A 17,019-nucleotide genomic window follows, 5' to 3' on the forward strand; every position below is an offset into this window, starting at 1 on the left:
GGAATCGTACGCGAGGGGTGGAGAAACGATGGGGCAGGGGCACGGCTGGGAGGGTGCGGTCCTCAAACTGCTGCGCGCGAAGGACTTCGTGTTCACGGTGACCGGCGCCGAGGACGTCACCGAGCACTACCGGCGGCTCCACCTCAGCGACGGCGGCATGCTCGCGACGACCGGCGTCCACCCCACGATGTGGGTGCGCCTGTGGTTCGACAACGGAGTCAAGGCGCACCAGCGGGCGTACACCCTCGTCGACCCGGACCCCAAGGCCGGCACCTTCAGCCTGGAGTTCGCATTGCACAAAGGCACCGCCAGCGACTGGGCACGGACGGCGCAGCCCGGCGACACCATCGAGGCGACCGTCCACGGCACCGGGTTCGAGAAGCCGAGCCCCACCCCGACCCACGTCTTCGCGATCGGCGACCCGGCCTCGCTGCCCGCCATCAACTCCCTGCTCGACGCGCTGGGTTCCGCCCCGGCCACCATCTGGTTCGAGGGCGGCGTCGACGAACTGCCCTGCCGCGCCGACCCGTCCCGCCACGAGCTGCGCCAGGTACTGCGGCTCGACTCCGGCACGCATCTGGTCGAGCGGGTGAAGGCGGACCTGCCGGACCTGCTCAAGGGCACTTCAGAGCCGTATGTCTGGATCGCCTGCGACACGGCGACGACACGCAGGCTGAGCGCATACGTCCGCAAGGAACTCGGCGTCCCCAAGGAGCGGATGCACGCACTGGGGTACTGGCGCGCGTCCTGAGCCCGCAGGCGGCATCATCGACCCATGGACGTCACCCTGCATCTCGCCCAGGACCCCGAGGCCGACGCACTCCTCGGGCGCAGTCCGCTCGCCGCGCTCACCGGGATGCTGCTGGACCAGCAGATCCCGATGGAGTGGGCGTTCAAGGGCCCGGCGACGATCGCCCAGCGCATGGGCGCCGACGACCTCGACGCCCACGACATCGCCACCCGCGACCCCGAGGCCTTCGCCGCGCTGCTCTCCGAGAAGCCGGCGGTGCACCGCTACCCGGGGTCGATGGCGGGGCGCATCCAGCAGCTGTGCCGGTACCTCGTCGAGCACTACGACGGTGACGCCGAGGCCGTCTGGAAGGGCGTCGACAGCGGCACCGAACTGCTCAAGCGGCTCCAGGACCTGCCCGGGTTCGGCAAGCAGAAGGCCCAGATCTTCCTCGCCCTGCTGGGCAAGCAGCTCGGCGTGCAGCCGACGGGATGGCGCGAGGCCGCCGGAGCCTACGGCGAGGCGAAGTCCTTCCGCTCCGTGGCCGACATCACCGGCCCGGACTCACTGGCCAAGGTCCGCGCCCACAAGCAGGAGATGAAGGCGGCGGCGAAGGCGGCGAAGACCGCGGGGAAGTCCTCCGGAAATTAAGCCGATTGGCCCACATCAGGTGGCAATCGGGTCCAATCCGGTCAAAGCATGAAGCATGACCGAGGCACCGAGCGGTCCCCCCTGGGGTCCGGAGTACGACGACCGCCGGGTACATGCCGCCGTGCGCGAGCCCCGCCCGGGTGGCGCCGAACCGCCGCTCGAAGGCCCCCTGCACGTCCTCTCCCGCACCGCCTGGCAGGCCGTACTCCTCACCGGCATCGCCTCCCTGGTCCTCGGCATCCTGGTCCTGGTCTGGCCGGGCGCGTCCCTGTGGGCGGCCGGCGTCCTGTTCGGCCTCTACCTCCTGGTCAGCGGCGTACTCCAGCTCGCCGCCGCCTTCGGCACACACAGGACGACCTCGCTGCGCGTCCTGGCCTTCATCAGCGGCGCCCTGTCGATCCTGCTCGGCCTGTTCTGCTTCCGCGGCGCCATGCAGTCGATCCTGCTGCTGGCCCTGTGGATCGGCATCGGCTGGCTGATCCGCGGCATCACCCAGACCCTGGCCGCCGTCCACGACCCGTCGATGCCCGCGCGCGGCTGGCAGATCTTCCTCGGCGTCCTCACCTTCGTCGCCGGCATCGTGCTGATCGACTCCCCCTTCGAGTCGGTCGCCGTGCTCACCCTGGTCGGCGGCTGGTGGCTGGTCGCGGTCGGCGTCGTCGAGATCATCACGGCGCTGCGGATCCGCGGCCGCGCGAGTCGGGTGCCACGCGAACTGTGAACGCCGTACGCGTCTGGTCGCGGGTCCTCGTCCTGCTCCTCGCCCTCCTCGTGCCGGGCGAGCACACGGCACACGCGGTGACGGTCACGGCCGAGACCACCGCCGCGGTCGCCGAGTACGACGACACCGTCCTACGGTCCACAGCCCGCGCCGGCAACAGTCCCGCCGCACCCCTGCGCCCCGCACCCCGCCCACATCCCCGGCCCGCCCCTCCACCGGCGGCCCCACCACCCCCGGCACCACCCCACCCCCAGCCCGTCCTCCACACCCTCCGCACGGTGATCCTGCGCTGCTGACAGGGGCCCTGCCGCCGCCCCACCCACCCATCAGCCAACGCAAGGACGACACAGCCATGCCCAACGACCCGTACGCGGTCCTCCGCGCCCTCCTCCGCGCGGAGGCCATCCGCAACGCCCCCAAGCCCAAGCCCAAGCCCCAGCAACATCAACAACAGCCGCCGAAGAAGCCTGAACGCGGCTGACGCGTGAGCGCGGCGGCGACATCGCGCCCCGAAGGGGCGCGGGGAACTGCGCGACCAGCCCCCACCGGCCCGCAGTCAAAGAACCGCCATCCAGCGGAACTCAGCGTCGCCGCCTCGCTGTCCCGAACACCGATCGCGTGATCTCCCGCCCGATCTGCGTACCGATAGACCGAGCCAACGACTTGAACATCCCACCGCCGACGACCTGTTCAACAACAGACCGCTCCTCTTCACGGCCCCGCACCTCATCGGGCCCCTTGGCCCCCCGCAACCTCTCGTACGCCGACTCCCGATCCACAGCCTGTGCATAACGCTCGTACAACCCCGACCCCCTGACCGCCTGATCAAGCACCGCCCCCTCAACCGGCCCCATCAACGACTCCGGCGCCCGCAACCGCGTCGCGGCAACGGGCGTCGGCGCGCCCTTCTCACTCAGCACGGTGACGACCGCCTCCCCGGTCCCGAGCCCGGTGAACAACTCCTCCAGGTCGTACGCACTGTTGGGGAACGTCTTCACCGTGGCCTTCAACGCCTTCTGGTCATCCGGCGTGAACGCCCGCACCGCATGCTGGACACGGTTCCCGAGCTGCGCGAGAACATCGGCCGGTACGTCCTTCGGGGTCTGCGTCACGAAGAACACCCCGACCCCTTTCGAGCGAATGAGCCGCACGGTCTGGGTGATGGAGTCCAGGAACGCCTTGGACGCGTCGTTGAAGAGCAGATGCGCCTCGTCGAAGAAGAACACGAGCTTCGGCTTGTCGACGTCACCGACCTCCGGCAGATCATGGAAGAGATCGGCGAGCAGCCACATCAGGAACGTCGAGAAGAGCTGCGGTTTGTCCTGTACGGCGGGCAGTTCGAGGACCGACACCATGCCGCGCCCGTCCGGCGCCGTCCGCAGGAACTCCGCCGTGTCGAACTCCGGCTCCCCGAAGAAGTCCCCCATGCCCTGCGCCTCGAAGGCGGTGAGGGACCGCAGGATCACGCCCGCGGTCGCCGGCGACAGCCCGCCGATGTTCTTGAGCTCGGCCTTGCCCTCGTCGGAGGTCAGAAAGGCGACCACCGCCCTGAGGTCCTTGAGGTCGATCAGCTCCAGGCCCTTCTGGTCGGCGTAGTGGAAGATCAGGCCGAGGGACTGCTCCTGGGTCTGGTTGAGCTGGAGCACCTTGGACAGCAGCACCGGGCCGAAGCTGGTGACCGTCGCCCGGACGGGGATGCCGTGCCCCATGCCGCCGAGCGCGTAGAACTCGGCGGGGACAGCGGTCGCCGTCCACTGCTGGTGCACTTCACCTGCCCGGGCCCGGACCCGCTCGCTGTCCTGCCCCGGCGCCGAGATCCCGGACACGTCGCCTTTGATGTCGGCGAGAAACACCGGCACGCCCTGCGCGCTGAGCTGCTCGGCGATCAGCTGGAGGGTCTTCGTCTTGCCGGTGCCGGTGGCGCCAGCGACCAGGCCGTGCCGGTTGAGCATCGGGAGCGGGATGCGGATCTGCGCGTCGGCCAGACAGGCTCCGTCCCACATCAGGGCGCCCAGGTCGAGCGCCGGACCGGTGAAGGCGTACCCGGAAGCGATCTCCAGGGCCTGCTGGGGGAGTGCGGGAGCGCTTCCCGGCGTCTTAGGTGTGGTGGCCGCGGGCACGGTCTCGCTGTCGCTCATATCAGGCCCCTGCTTCCATATCTGGCCCTTTGCTTCCGGCATAGTCGGGCTCATGCTTCCGGTTTGCCCAGGTTTAGAGCATCTTTTGCAGCGTCGCACTCCCCCTCCATGGCTGCGCCCGGAAGGTCTTGACCGGTAGGCTTTCCGTGTGATCTTCAAGCGCATCGGAAACGGCCGGCCGTACCCCGACCACGGCCGGGAAAGCACCCGGCAGTGGGCGGACGTCGCGCCGCGCCCGGTCCGCCTCGATCAGCTCGTGACGACGAAGGGCCAACTCGACCTGGAGACGCTCCTGGCCGAGGACTCGACCTTCTACGGCGATCTGTTCGCACACGTCGTCAAGTGGCAGGGCGACCTGTACCTGGAGGACGGCCTGCACCGCGCGGTCCGGGCGGCCCTCCAGCAGCGCCAAGTGCTGCACGCGCGCGTCCTCGAACTGGACTAACGGCGAACTGGTTCCCCTAACGGGTTGAACTGCACGCCGGCAATGATCATCTAGTAGGAATCGTCGCCCGCGCGCACTACGCTGCGCCCATGAGCATGCTGACTCCCCCCGGCATGGGCGGCCAGTACCGGATCAAGGGTGACAAGTACCCCCGGATGCGCCGGCCCCGGCGGCGCGGCAGGCTCGTGGCCGGGCTCGTGGCCTCGGTCGCCGCACTCGGCCTGGTCGGCTGGGGCACGCTGCAGCTCATCGACCTCTTCTCGGGCGGCGGCGACTCCGCCTCGGCGGCCGGCCCCAAGTCGGACTGCTCGTCCAAGGCGAGCCCCTCACCGAGCACCACCGCGGCCGTTCCCCCGCCCCGCAAGATCACCGTCAACGTACTGAACGCCACGACCCGCAGCGGGCTGGCCAAGCAGACGGCGGACGAGTTGAAGAAACGTGGCTTCCGGATCGGCGACGTGGGCAACGCGACCGCGGAGTTCGACAAGAAGGTCAAGGGCACCGGGCTGCTGCTCGGCCCCGCCTCCGCCCTGAACACCTCACTGCCGGTGCTCGCCACCCAGCTCGGCACCGCCGAGCGCCGCACGGTCGCCGCACGCAAGGGCACGGACGTCGACCTGATCATCGGCAACGGCTTCAAGGCGCTGGCCACGAAGAAGGACGCCGACAAGGCGCTGGCCGCACTGACCGGGCCTCAGCCGACGCCCTCTTCGTCGAAGCAGAGCTGCTGAAGAAGACCTGCTGAAACAGGCGTACTGCCCAGCGGCCTACTCGGCGGCCCCGTACATCCGGTCCCCCGCGTCACCCAGGCCCGGGACGATGTAGCCGTGCTCGTTGAGGCGCTCGTCGACCGATGCCGTCACGACCGTCACCGGGGTGCCGGCCAGCTCGCGCTCCATGAGCTCGACGCCTTCCGGCGCGGCGAGCAGCACCACGGCGGTCACATCGTCCGCGCCGCGCTTGATCAGCTCCTGGATCGCCGCGACCAGGGTGCCGCCGGTGGCGAGCATCGGGTCGAGGACATACACCTGGCGCCCGGAGAGGTCCTCCGGCATTCGGGTGGCGTAGGTGGAGGCCTGGAGCGTCTCTTCGTCACGCACCATGCCCATGAAGCCCACCTCGGCGGTCGGCAGCAGCCGGACCATGCCGTCCAGCATGCCGAGGCCGGCCCGCAGGATCGGTACCACCAGCGGGCGGGGGTGGGACAGCTTGACGCCGGTGGTCGAGGCGACCGGCGTGGTGATGTCGACCTGCTCGGTGCGTACGTCGCGCGTGGCCTCGTAGGCGAGCAGGGTGACCAGTTCGTCGGCGAGCCGCCGGAAGGTCGCGGAGTCGGTGCGCAGGTCGCGCAGCGCGGTGAGCTTGTGGGCGACCAGGGGGTGGTCGACGACGTGGAGACGCATGGCCTAACAGTAACCGGGCCGCCGTAGCCCTTGTGCTGGCATCAAACCGCCCATCAGAGGGAAAGTGGGAGGGACGTACGGGGGTGTTGCCGATGTCCGATCGTGAGTCCGGAACGGACCCGTCGCCGCGGGAGACCGACGCCGAGCGCAGACGGCGCCGGGCGGTCTTCCTGCGCGAACTCGCCGAGGCCCGCGAACTGCGCGACCGCGTCCAGCCCCGCCGCGCCAAGACGGCCCGCCTGCGACACGCGATGCGCATGCGCACCTTCCGCTGGTAGCGCGACCCGCCTCGTGGCCGCCCACGTACGAATGGGATGCCACAGCCGCGTACGATCCCGCTGGTGGACGATCAAAACGTGCGGACACAGGGAGCCGAAGACGTCCCCTGAACGCCTTGTTTCTGCCACGATTCCGAGTGGGCGGGGCTCGGAGTTCCGCACTCCCCGCCCACAAACCTCCGCCGGGGGGACCCCCAACCGGCACGCCTATGACCAGTGGGAGAGTCACGGTGTACTTCGCCGCACTGCTCGCGCGCACCGAAGACGGGTGGGAAGCGAGCGACACAGAGCTCGACGATGTGGAGACCCTGTCGGATCTCGCCGACCTGGCCCGGGAGTCCTCGACCGACGACGACACGGTGCTCGTCCTCATCGAGCAGGAGGACGCCTGGTTCGGCGTCGTCCGCGTCGACGGTGAGGACGACCCTCGTATCTACGTCTCGGACGCCGCCGCCGCTGCCCGCAGCAGCTACGGCGAGATCCTGCTCACCGACGAACTGCTCGGCCGGGACCCGGGTGACGACGACGTCGCCGACCTGGACTCCCTCGACCTCGACGGCACCGAGGACGGTGAGTCCGAGGACGACGCCGACGGCGAGGACGACAGCCCCTCCGCCGCCGAGGCCGTGCCGCACGGCCCGGTCGGTGACGTACGGGTCCTCGACGACCTGGGCGTCAGCGAGAAGGAGCTGCTGACCCTGTCGGACGACGCGCTCACCGAGATCGCCGACGCGCTGGGCGCCTCGGACATCCTGGAGGCCGTCCGCTGACCGGCGAGGCCGGGGAGTCAGCCCCAGATCCGCCGGACCCGGTACGCGACCGCTGGCGGGCCGCGATGCGGCTCGCCCTGGACGAGGCGGCACACGCGATCCGGGGCGGCGACGTCCCCGTCGGCGCGCTGGTGCTGTCCCCGGACGGTACGACCGTGCTCGCGACCGGCCACAACGAACGCGAGGCCACCGGCGATCCGACGGCCCACGCCGAGGTGCTCGCCATCCGGCGGGCGGCGGCGAAGCTCGGCGAGTGGCGCCTGACGGGCTGCACGCTCGTCGTGACCCTCGAACCCTGCACCATGTGCGCGGGCGCGATCGTCCAGTCCCGCGTGGACCGCGTCGTCTACGGCGCCCGGGACGACAAGGCGGGCGCGGCCGGCTCCCTCTGGGACGTCGTACGCGACCGTCGGCTCAACCACCGGCCCGAGGTCATCGAGGGCGTGCTCGCCGAGGAGTGCGCCCGGATCCTCACCGACTTCTTCCGCGACCGCTGAGGCCGCGACCGAGGACGGCCGCACCGCCCGGACCGGCGAATACCGATCCCGGAACGGCGAATACCGATTTCAAACCACACCCCACCGTGCTGTAAGGTCTTCCCCGGTAGCGTGTCCGAGCGGCCGAAGGAGCTCGCCTCGAAAGCGAGTGTGGCGCAAGTCACCGAGGGTTCAAATCCCTCCGCTACCGCTCCAGAAGGGCCCCTCGCAAGACGGGGCCCTTCGTGCGTCCGGAGCGGACTCTCGATCCCTCGGCAAAAGCGCCTCACCTGCGGGCCGTTGGCCCTTAAGAAGGGCGTAAAGGTTACACTCGCCGCCGTCGACAAGGGCCCTCAGGGCACAGCAGGCACAGAGGAGGCCGCGGTGGCGGTGAATTCGAAGAAGATCGCCGTCTATGTCCTCGTGGTCTTCGTGCTCTACGTGATCGTCACGGATCCGGCGAAGGCCGCCGACTATGTCCAGATAGGCTTCGAGGGCATATCGGACGCCGCGAAGGCCCTCGGCGACTTCGCGAGCTGGGTCGCCAACGGAGGAGATTCATGATCCGTCATCTGGTCCTCTTCAAGCTCAACGAGGGCGTCGAGCGCGACGACCCGCGCGTGGTGAAGGGCGTGGAGATCTTCCGCGCACTCGACGGCAAGATCCCCGAGATCCGCTCCTGGGAGCTGGGCTGGAACTTCAGCGACCGGCCCATCGCGTACGACTTCGCGATCAACTCGGCGTTCGAGGACCGCGCGGGCCTGCGGACGTACGCCATGCACCCGGAGCATCAGGCGGGCGTCGCGCTGTGGGGCGAGTTCGCCACGTGGGTGATCGCCGACTATGAGTTCTGAGCCGCCGGTTCGTTTCTGAACCACGGCCTTTGAAGCCCTCCGCCGGAACGGCGGGGGGCTTTCGTGTGTCTTATGCACCGTTTTGCCGTCAACACGTAGTTATGCGGTGCTTGCATGCAATGCACATGTCTTGTGATGCTATGACAGCTTTTGACGGATGAGACGGATGAGTTGACCGAGGAAGAGGTGGCGTTGACCGTGTCGGCCAGTACTGCGCCGCCCCAGGACGAGGCTCCCGCTCAGGCCGAGACGCCGGCTACCGAACCCGAGGCCCAGGACCATCCCCCCGCCCCCGAGAAACGCCGCGGCGCCGACACCCGGGCACTCACACAGGTGCTCTTCGGCGAGCTCAAGGAGCTGGAGCCGGGCACGCCGGAGCACAACCGGGTGCGCGGGGCGCTCATCGAGGCCAACCTTCCGCTCGTGCGCTACGCGGCCGCGCGCTTCCGCTCCCGCAACGAGCCCATGGAGGACGTCGTCCAGGTCGGCACCATCGGGCTCATCAACGCCATCGACCGCTTCGACCCGGACCGGGGCGTGCAGTTCCCGACCTTCGCGATGCCGACGGTCGTCGGCGAGATCAAGCGGTACTTCCGCGACAACGTCCGCACGGTCCATGTCCCGCGCCGGCTGCACGAGCTGTGGGTGCAGGTCAACAGCGCGACCGAGGATCTGACGACGGCCTTCGGGCGCTCCCCGAGCACCGCCGAGATCGCCGAGCGGCTGCGCATCACGGAGGAGGAGGTGCTGTCCTGCATCGAGGCGGGACGGTCGTACCACGCCACCTCCCTGGAGGCGGCCCAGGAGGGCGACGGCCTGCCCGGACTCCTCGACCGGCTCGGCTACGAGGACCCGGCGCTGGACGGCGTCGAGCACCGCGACCTCGTCCGGCATCTGCTGGTCCAACTCCCCGAGCGCGAACAGCGCATCCTGCTGCTGCGCTACTACAGCAATCTCACCCAGTCGCAAATCAGTGCGGAACTCGGCGTCTCCCAGATGCATGTTTCGCGGCTACTCGCGCGTAGCTTCCAGCGGCTCCGCTCGGCGAACAGGATCGACGCTTAAGCAGCACCGAACCGCATAGAGGATCGAGCCGTCACCGTCGCGAGCGAATCGCTCACCAGGGCAGATCCCGACAGTTCTCTCCCGAAAAACCGTCAGACCCCCTTTATCCAGGGCGTATTCGAGTCTCACATGTCGACATGTCACTACAGCGTGTTGCCGACATGTGACATTCTGCGGGAAGCGCGTTTGCCGGGGCTGCGGCTCCGGTATTCAGGTGAAGGCTGGCGTTCCTCGATGGAGCGTTCGCCGCGACCGTCCCGCGACCCAAAGGGGGTGGCATGTCCGCAGACAAGGGCAGCTCGAAGGTGCTCACGCTCACAAAGAGCGAGGCAGCGCCCGAGGCGCACGCCGCGCTCGGCCCCATCGACGAGGTGGAGATCCTCCCGGCCCCGCCGGCCCCGGAGATCCCCGCCTCGGAGACCATCGACACCCGCACCCTGTCCCGCTCCCTTTTCCTGCGGCTCGCCGCACTGGACGAGAACAGCCCCGAGCGCGCATACGTCCGGGACACGCTGATCGAGCTCAACCTCCCGCTCGTGCGGTACGCGGCGGCCCGCTTCCGCTCGCGCAACGAGCCGATGGAGGACATCGTCCAGGTCGGCACCATCGGCCTGATCAAGGCGATCGACCGCTTCGACTGCGAACGGGGCGTGGAGTTCCCGACGTTCGCGATGCCGACGGTCGTCGGCGAGATCAAGCGGTTCTTCCGTGACACGTCCTGGTCGGTCCGGGTGCCCAGGCGGCTGCAGGAGCTGCGGCTGGCCCTCACCAAGGCCAGCGACGAGCTGTCCCAGAAGCTGGACCGCTCCCCGACGGTCACCGAACTCGCCGCGGTGCTGGGCGTGTCCGAGGAGGACGTCGTCGACGGCCTCGCGGTCGGCAACGCCTACACGGCCTCCTCCCTCGACTCCCCGGCCCCCGAGGACGACGGCGGCGAGGGCTCCCTCGCGGACCGCCTCGGCTACGAGGACACCGCGCTGGAGGGCGTGGAGTACCGCGAGTCCCTCAAGCCCCTGCTCGCCAAGCTGCCGCCCCGCGAGCGCCGGATCATCATGCTGCGCTTCTTCGCCAACATGACCCAGTCGCAGATCGGCGAGGAGGTCGGCATCTCCCAGATGCACGTCTCCCGGCTGCTGACCAGGACGCTGGCACAGCTGCGCGAGGGCCTCATCTCCGACTGACGGCGCCTGGACGCCGCCGGAGGCTTTCTCACCGACGGCGTCGAAAGGCCGTCCGGGGCTTCCTATTTGACGGAGCGTCAGCCACCATGGCGCGATGCTTCGATCGACGTGGGCGACATGGACACATGGCCGTCGGCGCGCCGCGATCGGCGCGTCGGCGGCCGTCGTCTGCCTGGGCGGGATGCTGGCCGCATGCGGGGCCCAGGGCGGCGACGACGGGTACGTGGCGACCGGTTCGGCACCTCAGGCGCCCGGGAAGGCCGTGCGGCCGACCGGCGGTGTGAGCCTGGTGCCGCTCGACAGCGAGACATCCGCGCCACCCTCGAAGGGGTCCGTCGACTCGCCGGGCGCGGGCGGGAGTTCGAGCGCCCCCTCGGCCCGGGAAGGGGCTACGGCGGACAGCCCCATCCCGTCCACCGAGACGGAGACCGAGGCCGAGACCGAAACCGAGGGCGCCAAGTCCCCCCGTAGTCCTGCGACTTCACCGCCACCATCCAGCGGCAGCAGTCCTACGACATCCCCCGCACCCGCCGCGCTCACCTGGTCCGAGCCGGAGCGGGAGCCCACGGACAAGCGCTGGTGCGAGAAGGTGACCCTCGATTTCCACAACTCGGGCGGAACCGAGGTGCGTTCGGGCACGGTGACCTTCGGGACGCACATCATCGGCGCGCTCGGGATCGACTGGGGGACCGTCGAGTCGGCCGAGAAGCTTCCGGTGCCGGTCGGGGCCGGCGCGCGGAAGGAGAAGACCTGGACGGTGTGCGTCGACGCGTGGCGGGTGCCGCTGGGCATGCACATCGAGACGCGGGACGTGTCCGTCAAGTGGAAGTAGCGGTGCCCCGCCCGTGTGAAGCGCCTACTTGAGCGCGAGCCACGCGACGGCGGCCACGACGGCCACCGCGACGACGACACCGAGGATCAGGCCGATGCGGGGGCCCGAGGGGGCCGCCGCCTGCCGCCGGCCCTGCGGGCCGTCGTCGACGAACGCGCGGAACATCTGGGTGTTGCCTGCGGGGTCGTGGTTGCCCTGGGGGCCCTGGGTGTTAGCCATGCCCCGAGACCCTAGCGAATCGAGGGTGGCCGCCCAAGCGGGGGCTCCGTTCCCCCCACAGAACCTTTGCCACCTGCACATTTACATCCGCAATACTTGCCTTTGCCAAGTTTTTATGCCGGACTGACACCGGTTTGTTTGCCTGTAGCAACCAATAACTCTATGGTTGCCCTAAGCAACAAACACGGGAGGTGTGATGGCCGAGCAGGCGCAGTACGAGGAACTGGTGCGCCAGTTCAGTGCCTTCGGGGCCGTGAAGCGGGAGTTGGGACGGATCATGCCGTCCGAGTGTCCCAGCGGCTCCGCCGCCGTGCTGACGCTGCTCGGACGCCACGGCGACATGCGCATGAGCAGGCTCGCCGAGCTGCTCGCCGTGGACATGTCGGTGACCAGCCGCCATGTCGCGCACGTCGCCGGGCGCGGCTGGATCGAGCGCTCCCCGGACCCGGCGGACAAGCGCTCCCGCATCCTGCGCCTCACCCCCGCCGGTCAGGCGCTGCTCGACGAGCTGTCCCTGCGGACCACCGAGCTGCTCGCCCACCGCCTGCGCGACTGGTCCGACGACGAGGTCGGCCAGCTCACCCGGCTGATGGCCCGGCTCAGGGACAGCTTCGGCGACTGCCGGACCACGTCCCGGCCGCAGGCCCCGCCCGGCCCTCCCGCACTCGACGAGACCACCCGTACACCCGCAAGCACATAAGAGAAGGAAGCCCATGGCAACGACCACACCAGCCGGTGTGCGGGCTCACGCCAAGCACGGGGGAGGCTCCCAAGGCTCCGCCGACGGCGCTCCGATGGCGCACCGGCAGATCATGGAGGCCCTGACAGGCCTGCTGCTCGGCATGTTCGTCGCGATCCTGTCGTCGACGATCGTCTCCAACGCCCTGCCCGACATCATCAAGGACCTCGGCGGCGGCCAGAGCGCCTACACCTGGGTCGTGACCGCGTCGCTGCTGGCGATGACCGCGTCCACCCCGCTGTGGGGCAAGCTCGCCGACCTGTTCTCCAAGAAGCTGCTGATCCAGCTGGCCCTGGTGATCTTCGTGGTGGGCTCGGCGGCGGCCGGTCTGTCGCAGAACCCGGCGATGCTGATCTCCTTCCGCGCCGTCCAGGGCATCGGCATGGGCGGTCTGTCGTCGCTGGCCCAGATCATCCTGGCGGCGATGATCTCCCCGCGTGAGCGCGGGCGCTACAACGGCTACCTCGGCGCCACGTTCGCGACCGCGATGGTCGGCGGCCCGCTGATCGGCGGTGTCATCACGGACACCGACTGGCTGGGCTGGCGCTGGTGCTTCTACGTCGGCGTGCCCTTCGCCGTGATAGCCCTGATCGTGCTGCAGCGGACCCTGCACCTGCCGGTGGTCAAGCGGCGGGTCAAGGTCGACTGGGCCGGCGCCTTCTTCATCACGGCCGCGGTCTGCCTGCTGCTGGTCTGGGTCACCTTCGCCGGTGACAAGTACGACTGGGTGTCCTGGCAGACGTACGCCATGGTCGGCGGCACGCTGGCGCTTCTCGCGATCTTCATGCTGATCGAGACGAAGACGACCGAGCCGATCATCCCGCTGCGGCTGTTCCGCAACCGCACGATCACGCTGACCTCGCTCGCCTCGCTGTTCGTCGGTATCGCGATGTTCGCCGGCACGATCTTCTTCAGCCAGTACTTCCAGCTGGCCCGGGACAAGTCGCCGACCATGTCCGGCGTCATGACCATCCCGATGATCGCCGGGCTGTTCGTCTCCTCCACCGTCTCCGGCCGGATCATCACCCGCACCGGCCGCTGGAAGGCGTGGCTGCTGGTCGGCGGTGTGCTGGTGACGGCGGGCCTGGGCCTGCTCGGCACGATCCGGTACGACACCGAGTACTGGCACGTGGCGATCTTCATGGCCATGCTGGGCCTCGGCGTCGGCATGATGATGCAGAACCTGGTGCTGGCCACGCAGAACCAGGTGGACCCGAGCGATCTGGGCGTCGCCAGCTCGGTGGTGAACTTCTTCCGCTCCCTCGGCGGTGCGGTGGGCGTCTCCGCCCTGGGCGCGGTCCTCAGCCACCGGATCACGCACTACGTCGAGAAGGGCGCCGCCGCCCTCGACCCGCAGTCCGCCGCCGCGCTCGCCGGTTCCTCCTCCACCGGCAGCATCCCGGACATGGATGCGCTGCCCGCCCCGATCCGCACGCTCATGGAGAGCTCCTACGGCCACGGCATCGCCGACGTGTTCCTGTACGCCGCGCCGATCGCGCTGCTGGCCCTGCTGTTCTCGCTGTTCATCAAGGAGGTTCCGCTGAAGACGAAGGGCGCGATGGCGCAGGCGGCCGAGTCCGAGGAGGCTGCGACGGCTCAGGCGCAGCCCGACGAGAAGGTGCCGAGCTGGGCCGTCGCCGCGGACACCGAGGCCGGTCCCGAGGGCACGCAGAAGCTCGCGGCCGTCGCGACGGTGGCGCCTCCTCAGGAGGGTTCCGGCGGCATCCCGGTCCGCGGCCATGTCCGCGGCGCCGAGAGCGCGCCCGTCCCGCAGGCCGCCGTCACGCTGATCTCCCTCGCCGGACGCCAGCTGGGCCGCTCGGTCGCGCAGGGCGACGGTTCCTACGCGGTGGACGCGCCGGGCGCGGGCTCGTACGTCCTGATCGCCTCCGCCGACGGGTTCCAGCCGCAGGCGTCCACGATCGTGGTGAGCGGCGAGCCGGTGTCGTACGACATCCTGCTCAGCGGCACCAGCGGGCTGAACGGTGTCGTGCGGGCGGCGGAGACCACGCTGCCCGTCAAGGACGCGATGGTGATCGTCACCGATGTGCGCGGGGATCTGCTGGCCACCGGGACCACCGGTGAGCAGGGCGAGTTCGCCTTCGGCGAGCTGGTGCCGGGTGCCGTGACCGTCGCGGTGAACGCCGCCGGGTTCCGGCCGCGCGCGCTGCCCGTCGAGGTGGGCGGCACCGGGGTCACCCGGATCGAGGTCGACCTGGACGCGGGCGCCCAGCTCCAGGGTGTCGTACGGGCTCCGCACGGTCCGCTGGCCGACGCCCGCGTGACGCTGGTCGACGCGGCGGGCAACGTGGTCGGCACGGCCACGACCGGTGCGGACGGGGCGTACGCCTTCACCGACCTCGACAGCGGCGAGTACACCGTCATCGCGACGGGCTACCCGCCGGTGGCGACGGCGCTGACCGTCTCCGGTCATGGAGCCGACGCCCACGACATCGAACTCGCCCATCCGGGCGAGTAGGTGAACCCCGGCCCGTGACGGACGCGCGCTCTGAGCGGAGGAGCGCGTTCGTCACGGGCCGGTTCGCCCTATGGCCAATGTGTAAGGTTTTGCAGGGAGTTGACGGGATGGGACTGACCGCGAAGATCCGCACGCGGGACGGATGGGCCGTGTCGCACGCGGTCGTCACGGTGACGGACATGACCGGTGCGCAGGTGGTGCGGGCCGAGGCGGACGGCGAGGGGGTCGTACGGGATGCCACCGCGCTGACTCCCGGGGCGTACACCGTCATCGTCACGGCCGTCGGCTATGCGCCCGCCGCCGCGAGCGCGATCGTCACCGCGAGCGGCCGGGCCGACGTGGGCACGGTGACGCTGGCGCGGCAGGGCGGCACCGAGCTGCCGCCGCCCGGGCCGTGGACCATCGACCCGGCGCACTCCAGCGTCGGCGCCGTCGCCCAGCACCTGGGGATCTCCAGCGTGCACGGCCGGTTCACCGAGTTCGCGGGCCTGATCGAGGTCGCGCCCGACGACGTCACCAAGTCCCGGGTGGAGGCGGTGATCCGGGCCGCGTCCATCGACACGGGGAACGCGATGCGGGACGGGCACCTGAAGTCCGCCGACTTCCTGGACGTGGCGACCTACCCCGAGATCACCTACCGCTCGACGGACCTGACTCTGGCGGGTCCGGACCGCTGGACGGTCCACGGCGAGCTGGGCCTGCACGGTGTCGTACGCCCCGTCGACCTCGACCTCGCCTACCTCGGCACCGGCGCGGACCCCTGGGGCGGAACCCGGGCCGCCTTCCGGGCCACGACCCGACTACAGCGCGAGGACTTCGCCATGTACTACAACGAGGTGGTCCAGGCAGGCATCGCCGCGATCGGCACGACACTGAAGGTGGAGCTGGACATCCAGGCGGTACAGGGCGAGTCACTGCCGCAGATGTAGAGCTGCGGTGCGGCGACGCCGGTAAGGGGCGCGGGGCTGTATCGATATGCGGCTCCGCCGCGTGGGCGCGACAAGCCACGACGGCGCCGCAGCCGACAACCAACCCGGCGCGGCACAGCGGAGCGCTTAGGCTGCGCCCCATGGCACCGAACATCGCGACCAACACCGCCGTATCACTCGAAGAGCTCCTCGACTTCGTACGACCCCGCCACCGCGCCATCCTGCTGACCCGCCGAGCCGACGGCAGTCCCCAGGCCTCGCCGCTGACCTGCGGTGTCGACGACTCGGGCCGGATCGTCGTGTCGACCTACCCCGAGCGGGCCAAGACCCGTAACGCCAAGCGGGACGATCGGGTCAGCCTCCTCGTCCTGTCCGACGACTGGAACGGACCCTGGGTCCAGATCGACGGCACCGCCGAAGTGATCGACTCCCCCGACTCCGTCGAGCCGCTCGTCGAGTACTACCGCAACATCGCCGGCGAGCACCCCGACTGGGACGAGTACCGGGCGGCCATGGTCAAGCAGGGCAAGTCGATCATCCGGGTCACACCGGAGCGGTGGGGTCCTGTGGCGACGGGCGGGTTCCCGGCGCGGCTGGTCAGCGAGGAGTAGGACTCACGGGCTCACTCGGAGGTCGCGGCGACGCAGAACTCGTTGCCCTCCGGGTCGGCCATCGCTATGTGGTGACCCTCGAACTCCTCCTGCACGCTCCCGCCCGCCTTCACCAGTCGCTCGGCCTCGGCTCTGATCCGCGCCCAGCGCTCCTCGGGGCTGCCGTGTCCCGGTACTCGGAGGTCCATGTGCAGCCGGTTCTTGGCTGTCTTCGGCTCGGGAACCTTGAGGATGGAGAGGTGGGGGCCGACACCGTCCGGATCGCAGAGCCACGCGCTGTCGTCCACGGACTCGTCCTCCGGGAGGTCGAAGCTCGCGAACCACTCCTCGCGGGTGGCGAAGGGAGCGGGCGGCGGCTCGTCGACATAGCCCAGCGCCGTCTTCCAGAACCCGGCGAGGAGCCGCGCGTCCGCGCAGTCGAGCGTCAGAGTGATTCGGACTGCCATGAAAAGACCGTACTGCCCACCACTGACAACGGCGGTTCGACAGCGCCCCGAA

Annotated in this window: 23 protein-coding genes and 1 tRNA gene; 20 read left to right on the forward strand and 4 right to left on the reverse strand. The window is 69.7% G+C overall.

Annotated features, from left to right (window positions below; translation table 11 throughout):
• Positions 1–28 precede the first annotated feature (28 nt).
• The 5 genes from ACTWQO_RS15590 to ACTWQO_RS15610 are packed head-to-tail and all read left to right on the forward strand — an operon-like array spanning position 29 to position 2,583.
• Positions 29–751, forward strand: coding sequence for a siderophore-interacting protein (locus ACTWQO_RS15590; protein WP_443237912.1), 723 nt, complete (start codon positions 29–31; stop codon positions 749–751).
• 24 nt (positions 752–775) lie between these two features.
• Positions 776–1,381 carry an HhH-GPD-type base excision DNA repair protein gene (locus tag ACTWQO_RS15595; RefSeq protein WP_443237913.1) on the forward strand — a complete coding sequence of 202 codons (606 nt, stop codon included), beginning with the start codon at positions 776–778 and terminating at the stop codon, positions 1,379–1,381.
• Between the two features lie 55 nt (positions 1,382–1,436).
• Positions 1,437–2,102, forward strand: a complete 666-nt coding sequence (locus ACTWQO_RS15600) for an HdeD family acid-resistance protein (protein ID WP_443237914.1) — start codon at positions 1,437–1,439, stop codon at positions 2,100–2,102.
• Positions 2,099–2,398, forward strand: a complete 300-nt coding sequence (locus ACTWQO_RS15605) for a hypothetical protein (RefSeq protein ID WP_443237915.1) — start codon at positions 2,099–2,101, stop codon at positions 2,396–2,398. Before ACTWQO_RS15600 ends, ACTWQO_RS15605 begins: the two co-directional genes overlap by 4 nt.
• Before the next feature lie 56 nt (positions 2,399–2,454).
• Positions 2,455–2,583 (forward strand): hypothetical protein, encoded by a 129-nt coding sequence (locus ACTWQO_RS15610; RefSeq protein WP_443237916.1) that lies wholly within the window; start codon positions 2,455–2,457, stop codon positions 2,581–2,583.
• A 100-nt stretch (positions 2,584–2,683) separates the two neighbouring features.
• Here ACTWQO_RS15610 and ACTWQO_RS15615 read toward each other — a convergent pair whose 3' ends face one another.
• Positions 2,684–4,240 carry a helicase HerA-like domain-containing protein gene (locus tag ACTWQO_RS15615; RefSeq protein ID WP_443237917.1) on the reverse strand — a complete coding sequence of 519 codons (1,557 nt, stop codon included), beginning with the start codon at positions 4,238–4,240 and terminating at the stop codon, positions 2,684–2,686.
• Positions 4,241–4,388: 148 nt separating this feature from the next.
• Between ACTWQO_RS15615 and ACTWQO_RS15620 the strand changes: the two genes are divergently transcribed.
• Together ACTWQO_RS15620 and ACTWQO_RS15625 are read left to right on the forward strand one after the other, a co-directional pair.
• Entirely contained in the window at positions 4,389–4,685 is a 297-nt protein-coding gene (locus tag ACTWQO_RS15620) for a type II toxin-antitoxin system VapB family antitoxin (protein ID WP_003999914.1), read from the forward strand.
• An 89-nt stretch (positions 4,686–4,774) separates the two neighbouring features.
• Complete coding sequence (locus ACTWQO_RS15625; protein ID WP_443237918.1) at positions 4,775–5,416, forward strand: LytR C-terminal domain-containing protein; 642 nt, start codon at positions 4,775–4,777, stop codon at positions 5,414–5,416.
• Between the two features lie 36 nt (positions 5,417–5,452).
• Here ACTWQO_RS15625 and upp read toward each other — a convergent pair whose 3' ends face one another.
• Positions 5,453–6,088, reverse strand: a complete 636-nt coding sequence (upp, locus tag ACTWQO_RS15630) for a uracil phosphoribosyltransferase (RefSeq protein WP_443237919.1) — start codon at positions 6,086–6,088, stop codon at positions 5,453–5,455.
• 92 nt (positions 6,089–6,180) lie between these two features.
• On the opposite strand from upp, the gene ACTWQO_RS15635 reads away from it, so the two are divergent.
• The 9 genes from ACTWQO_RS15635 (at position 6,181) to ACTWQO_RS15675 (ending at position 11,544) form a co-directional block, all read left to right on the forward strand.
• Positions 6,181–6,366 carry a hypothetical protein gene (locus ACTWQO_RS15635; RefSeq protein ID WP_210582305.1) on the forward strand — a complete coding sequence of 62 codons (186 nt, stop codon included), beginning with the start codon at positions 6,181–6,183 and terminating at the stop codon, positions 6,364–6,366.
• A 230-nt stretch (positions 6,367–6,596) separates the two neighbouring features.
• Entirely contained in the window at positions 6,597–7,136 is a 540-nt protein-coding gene (locus tag ACTWQO_RS15640; protein ID WP_328372179.1) for a tRNA adenosine deaminase-associated protein, read from the forward strand.
• 65 nt (positions 7,137–7,201) lie between these two features.
• A complete protein-coding gene (tadA, locus tag ACTWQO_RS15645) occupies positions 7,202–7,633 on the forward strand; it encodes a tRNA adenosine(34) deaminase TadA (protein WP_443237920.1) in 432 nt (143 codons plus the stop codon).
• A 105-nt stretch (positions 7,634–7,738) separates the two neighbouring features.
• Positions 7,739–7,823 (forward strand) — tRNA-Ser (locus ACTWQO_RS15650).
• A 173-nt stretch (positions 7,824–7,996) separates the two neighbouring features.
• A complete protein-coding gene (locus tag ACTWQO_RS15655; RefSeq protein WP_443237921.1) occupies positions 7,997–8,176 on the forward strand; it encodes a hypothetical protein in 180 nt (59 codons plus the stop codon).
• Positions 8,173–8,466, forward strand: a complete 294-nt coding sequence (locus ACTWQO_RS15660) for a Dabb family protein (protein WP_443237922.1) — start codon at positions 8,173–8,175, stop codon at positions 8,464–8,466. Before ACTWQO_RS15655 ends, ACTWQO_RS15660 begins: the two co-directional genes overlap by 4 nt.
• Positions 8,467–8,658: 192 nt before the next feature.
• Positions 8,659–9,531, forward strand: a complete 873-nt coding sequence (locus ACTWQO_RS15665) for an RNA polymerase sigma factor SigF (protein WP_443238048.1) — start codon at positions 8,659–8,661, stop codon at positions 9,529–9,531.
• Positions 9,532–9,809: 278 nt separating this feature from the next.
• Positions 9,810–10,712 carry an RNA polymerase sigma factor SigF gene (locus ACTWQO_RS15670; protein WP_443237923.1) on the forward strand — a complete coding sequence of 301 codons (903 nt, stop codon included), beginning with the start codon at positions 9,810–9,812 and terminating at the stop codon, positions 10,710–10,712.
• 94 nt (positions 10,713–10,806) lie between these two features.
• Complete coding sequence (locus ACTWQO_RS15675; protein WP_443237924.1) at positions 10,807–11,544, forward strand: hypothetical protein; 738 nt, start codon at positions 10,807–10,809, stop codon at positions 11,542–11,544.
• Positions 11,545–11,568: 24 nt separating this feature from the next.
• Here the strand turns inward: ACTWQO_RS15675 and ACTWQO_RS15680 are convergent, their stop codons facing one another.
• Entirely contained in the window at positions 11,569–11,763 is a 195-nt protein-coding gene (locus tag ACTWQO_RS15680) for a hypothetical protein (protein ID WP_443237925.1), read from the reverse strand.
• Between the two features lie 196 nt (positions 11,764–11,959).
• Here ACTWQO_RS15680 and ACTWQO_RS15685 point away from each other — a divergent pair, with 196 nt between their 5' ends.
• The 4 genes from ACTWQO_RS15685 to ACTWQO_RS15700 all read left to right on the forward strand — a co-directional run bounded on the left by ACTWQO_RS15685 (position 11,960) and on the right by ACTWQO_RS15700 (position 16,521).
• The gene (locus ACTWQO_RS15685; protein WP_443237926.1) at positions 11,960–12,463 is read left to right on the forward strand and encodes a MarR family winged helix-turn-helix transcriptional regulator; all 504 of its coding nucleotides are present in this window, start codon (positions 11,960–11,962) and stop codon (positions 12,461–12,463) included.
• 13 nt (positions 12,464–12,476) lie between these two features.
• Entirely contained in the window at positions 12,477–14,981 is a 2,505-nt protein-coding gene (locus ACTWQO_RS15690) for an MFS transporter (RefSeq protein ID WP_443237927.1), read from the forward strand.
• Positions 14,982–15,088: 107 nt separating this feature from the next.
• On the forward strand, positions 15,089–15,910 hold the full coding sequence (locus tag ACTWQO_RS15695) for a YceI family protein (protein WP_443237928.1): 822 nt from the start codon (positions 15,089–15,091) through the stop codon (positions 15,908–15,910).
• A 140-nt stretch (positions 15,911–16,050) separates the two neighbouring features.
• Positions 16,051–16,521, forward strand: coding sequence for a PPOX class F420-dependent oxidoreductase (locus ACTWQO_RS15700; RefSeq protein ID WP_443237929.1), 471 nt, complete (start codon positions 16,051–16,053; stop codon positions 16,519–16,521).
• 11 nt (positions 16,522–16,532) lie between these two features.
• On the opposite strand, the gene ACTWQO_RS15705 is transcribed toward ACTWQO_RS15700, so the two are convergent.
• Positions 16,533–16,967, reverse strand: a complete 435-nt coding sequence (locus ACTWQO_RS15705; RefSeq protein ID WP_443237930.1) for a VOC family protein — start codon at positions 16,965–16,967, stop codon at positions 16,533–16,535.
• Between the last annotated feature and the right edge of the window lie 52 nt (positions 16,968–17,019).

It is taken from the genome of Streptomyces sp. 4N124, assembly GCF_052245395.1.
Taxonomy (GTDB): domain Bacteria; phylum Actinomycetota; class Actinomycetes; order Streptomycetales; family Streptomycetaceae; genus Streptomyces.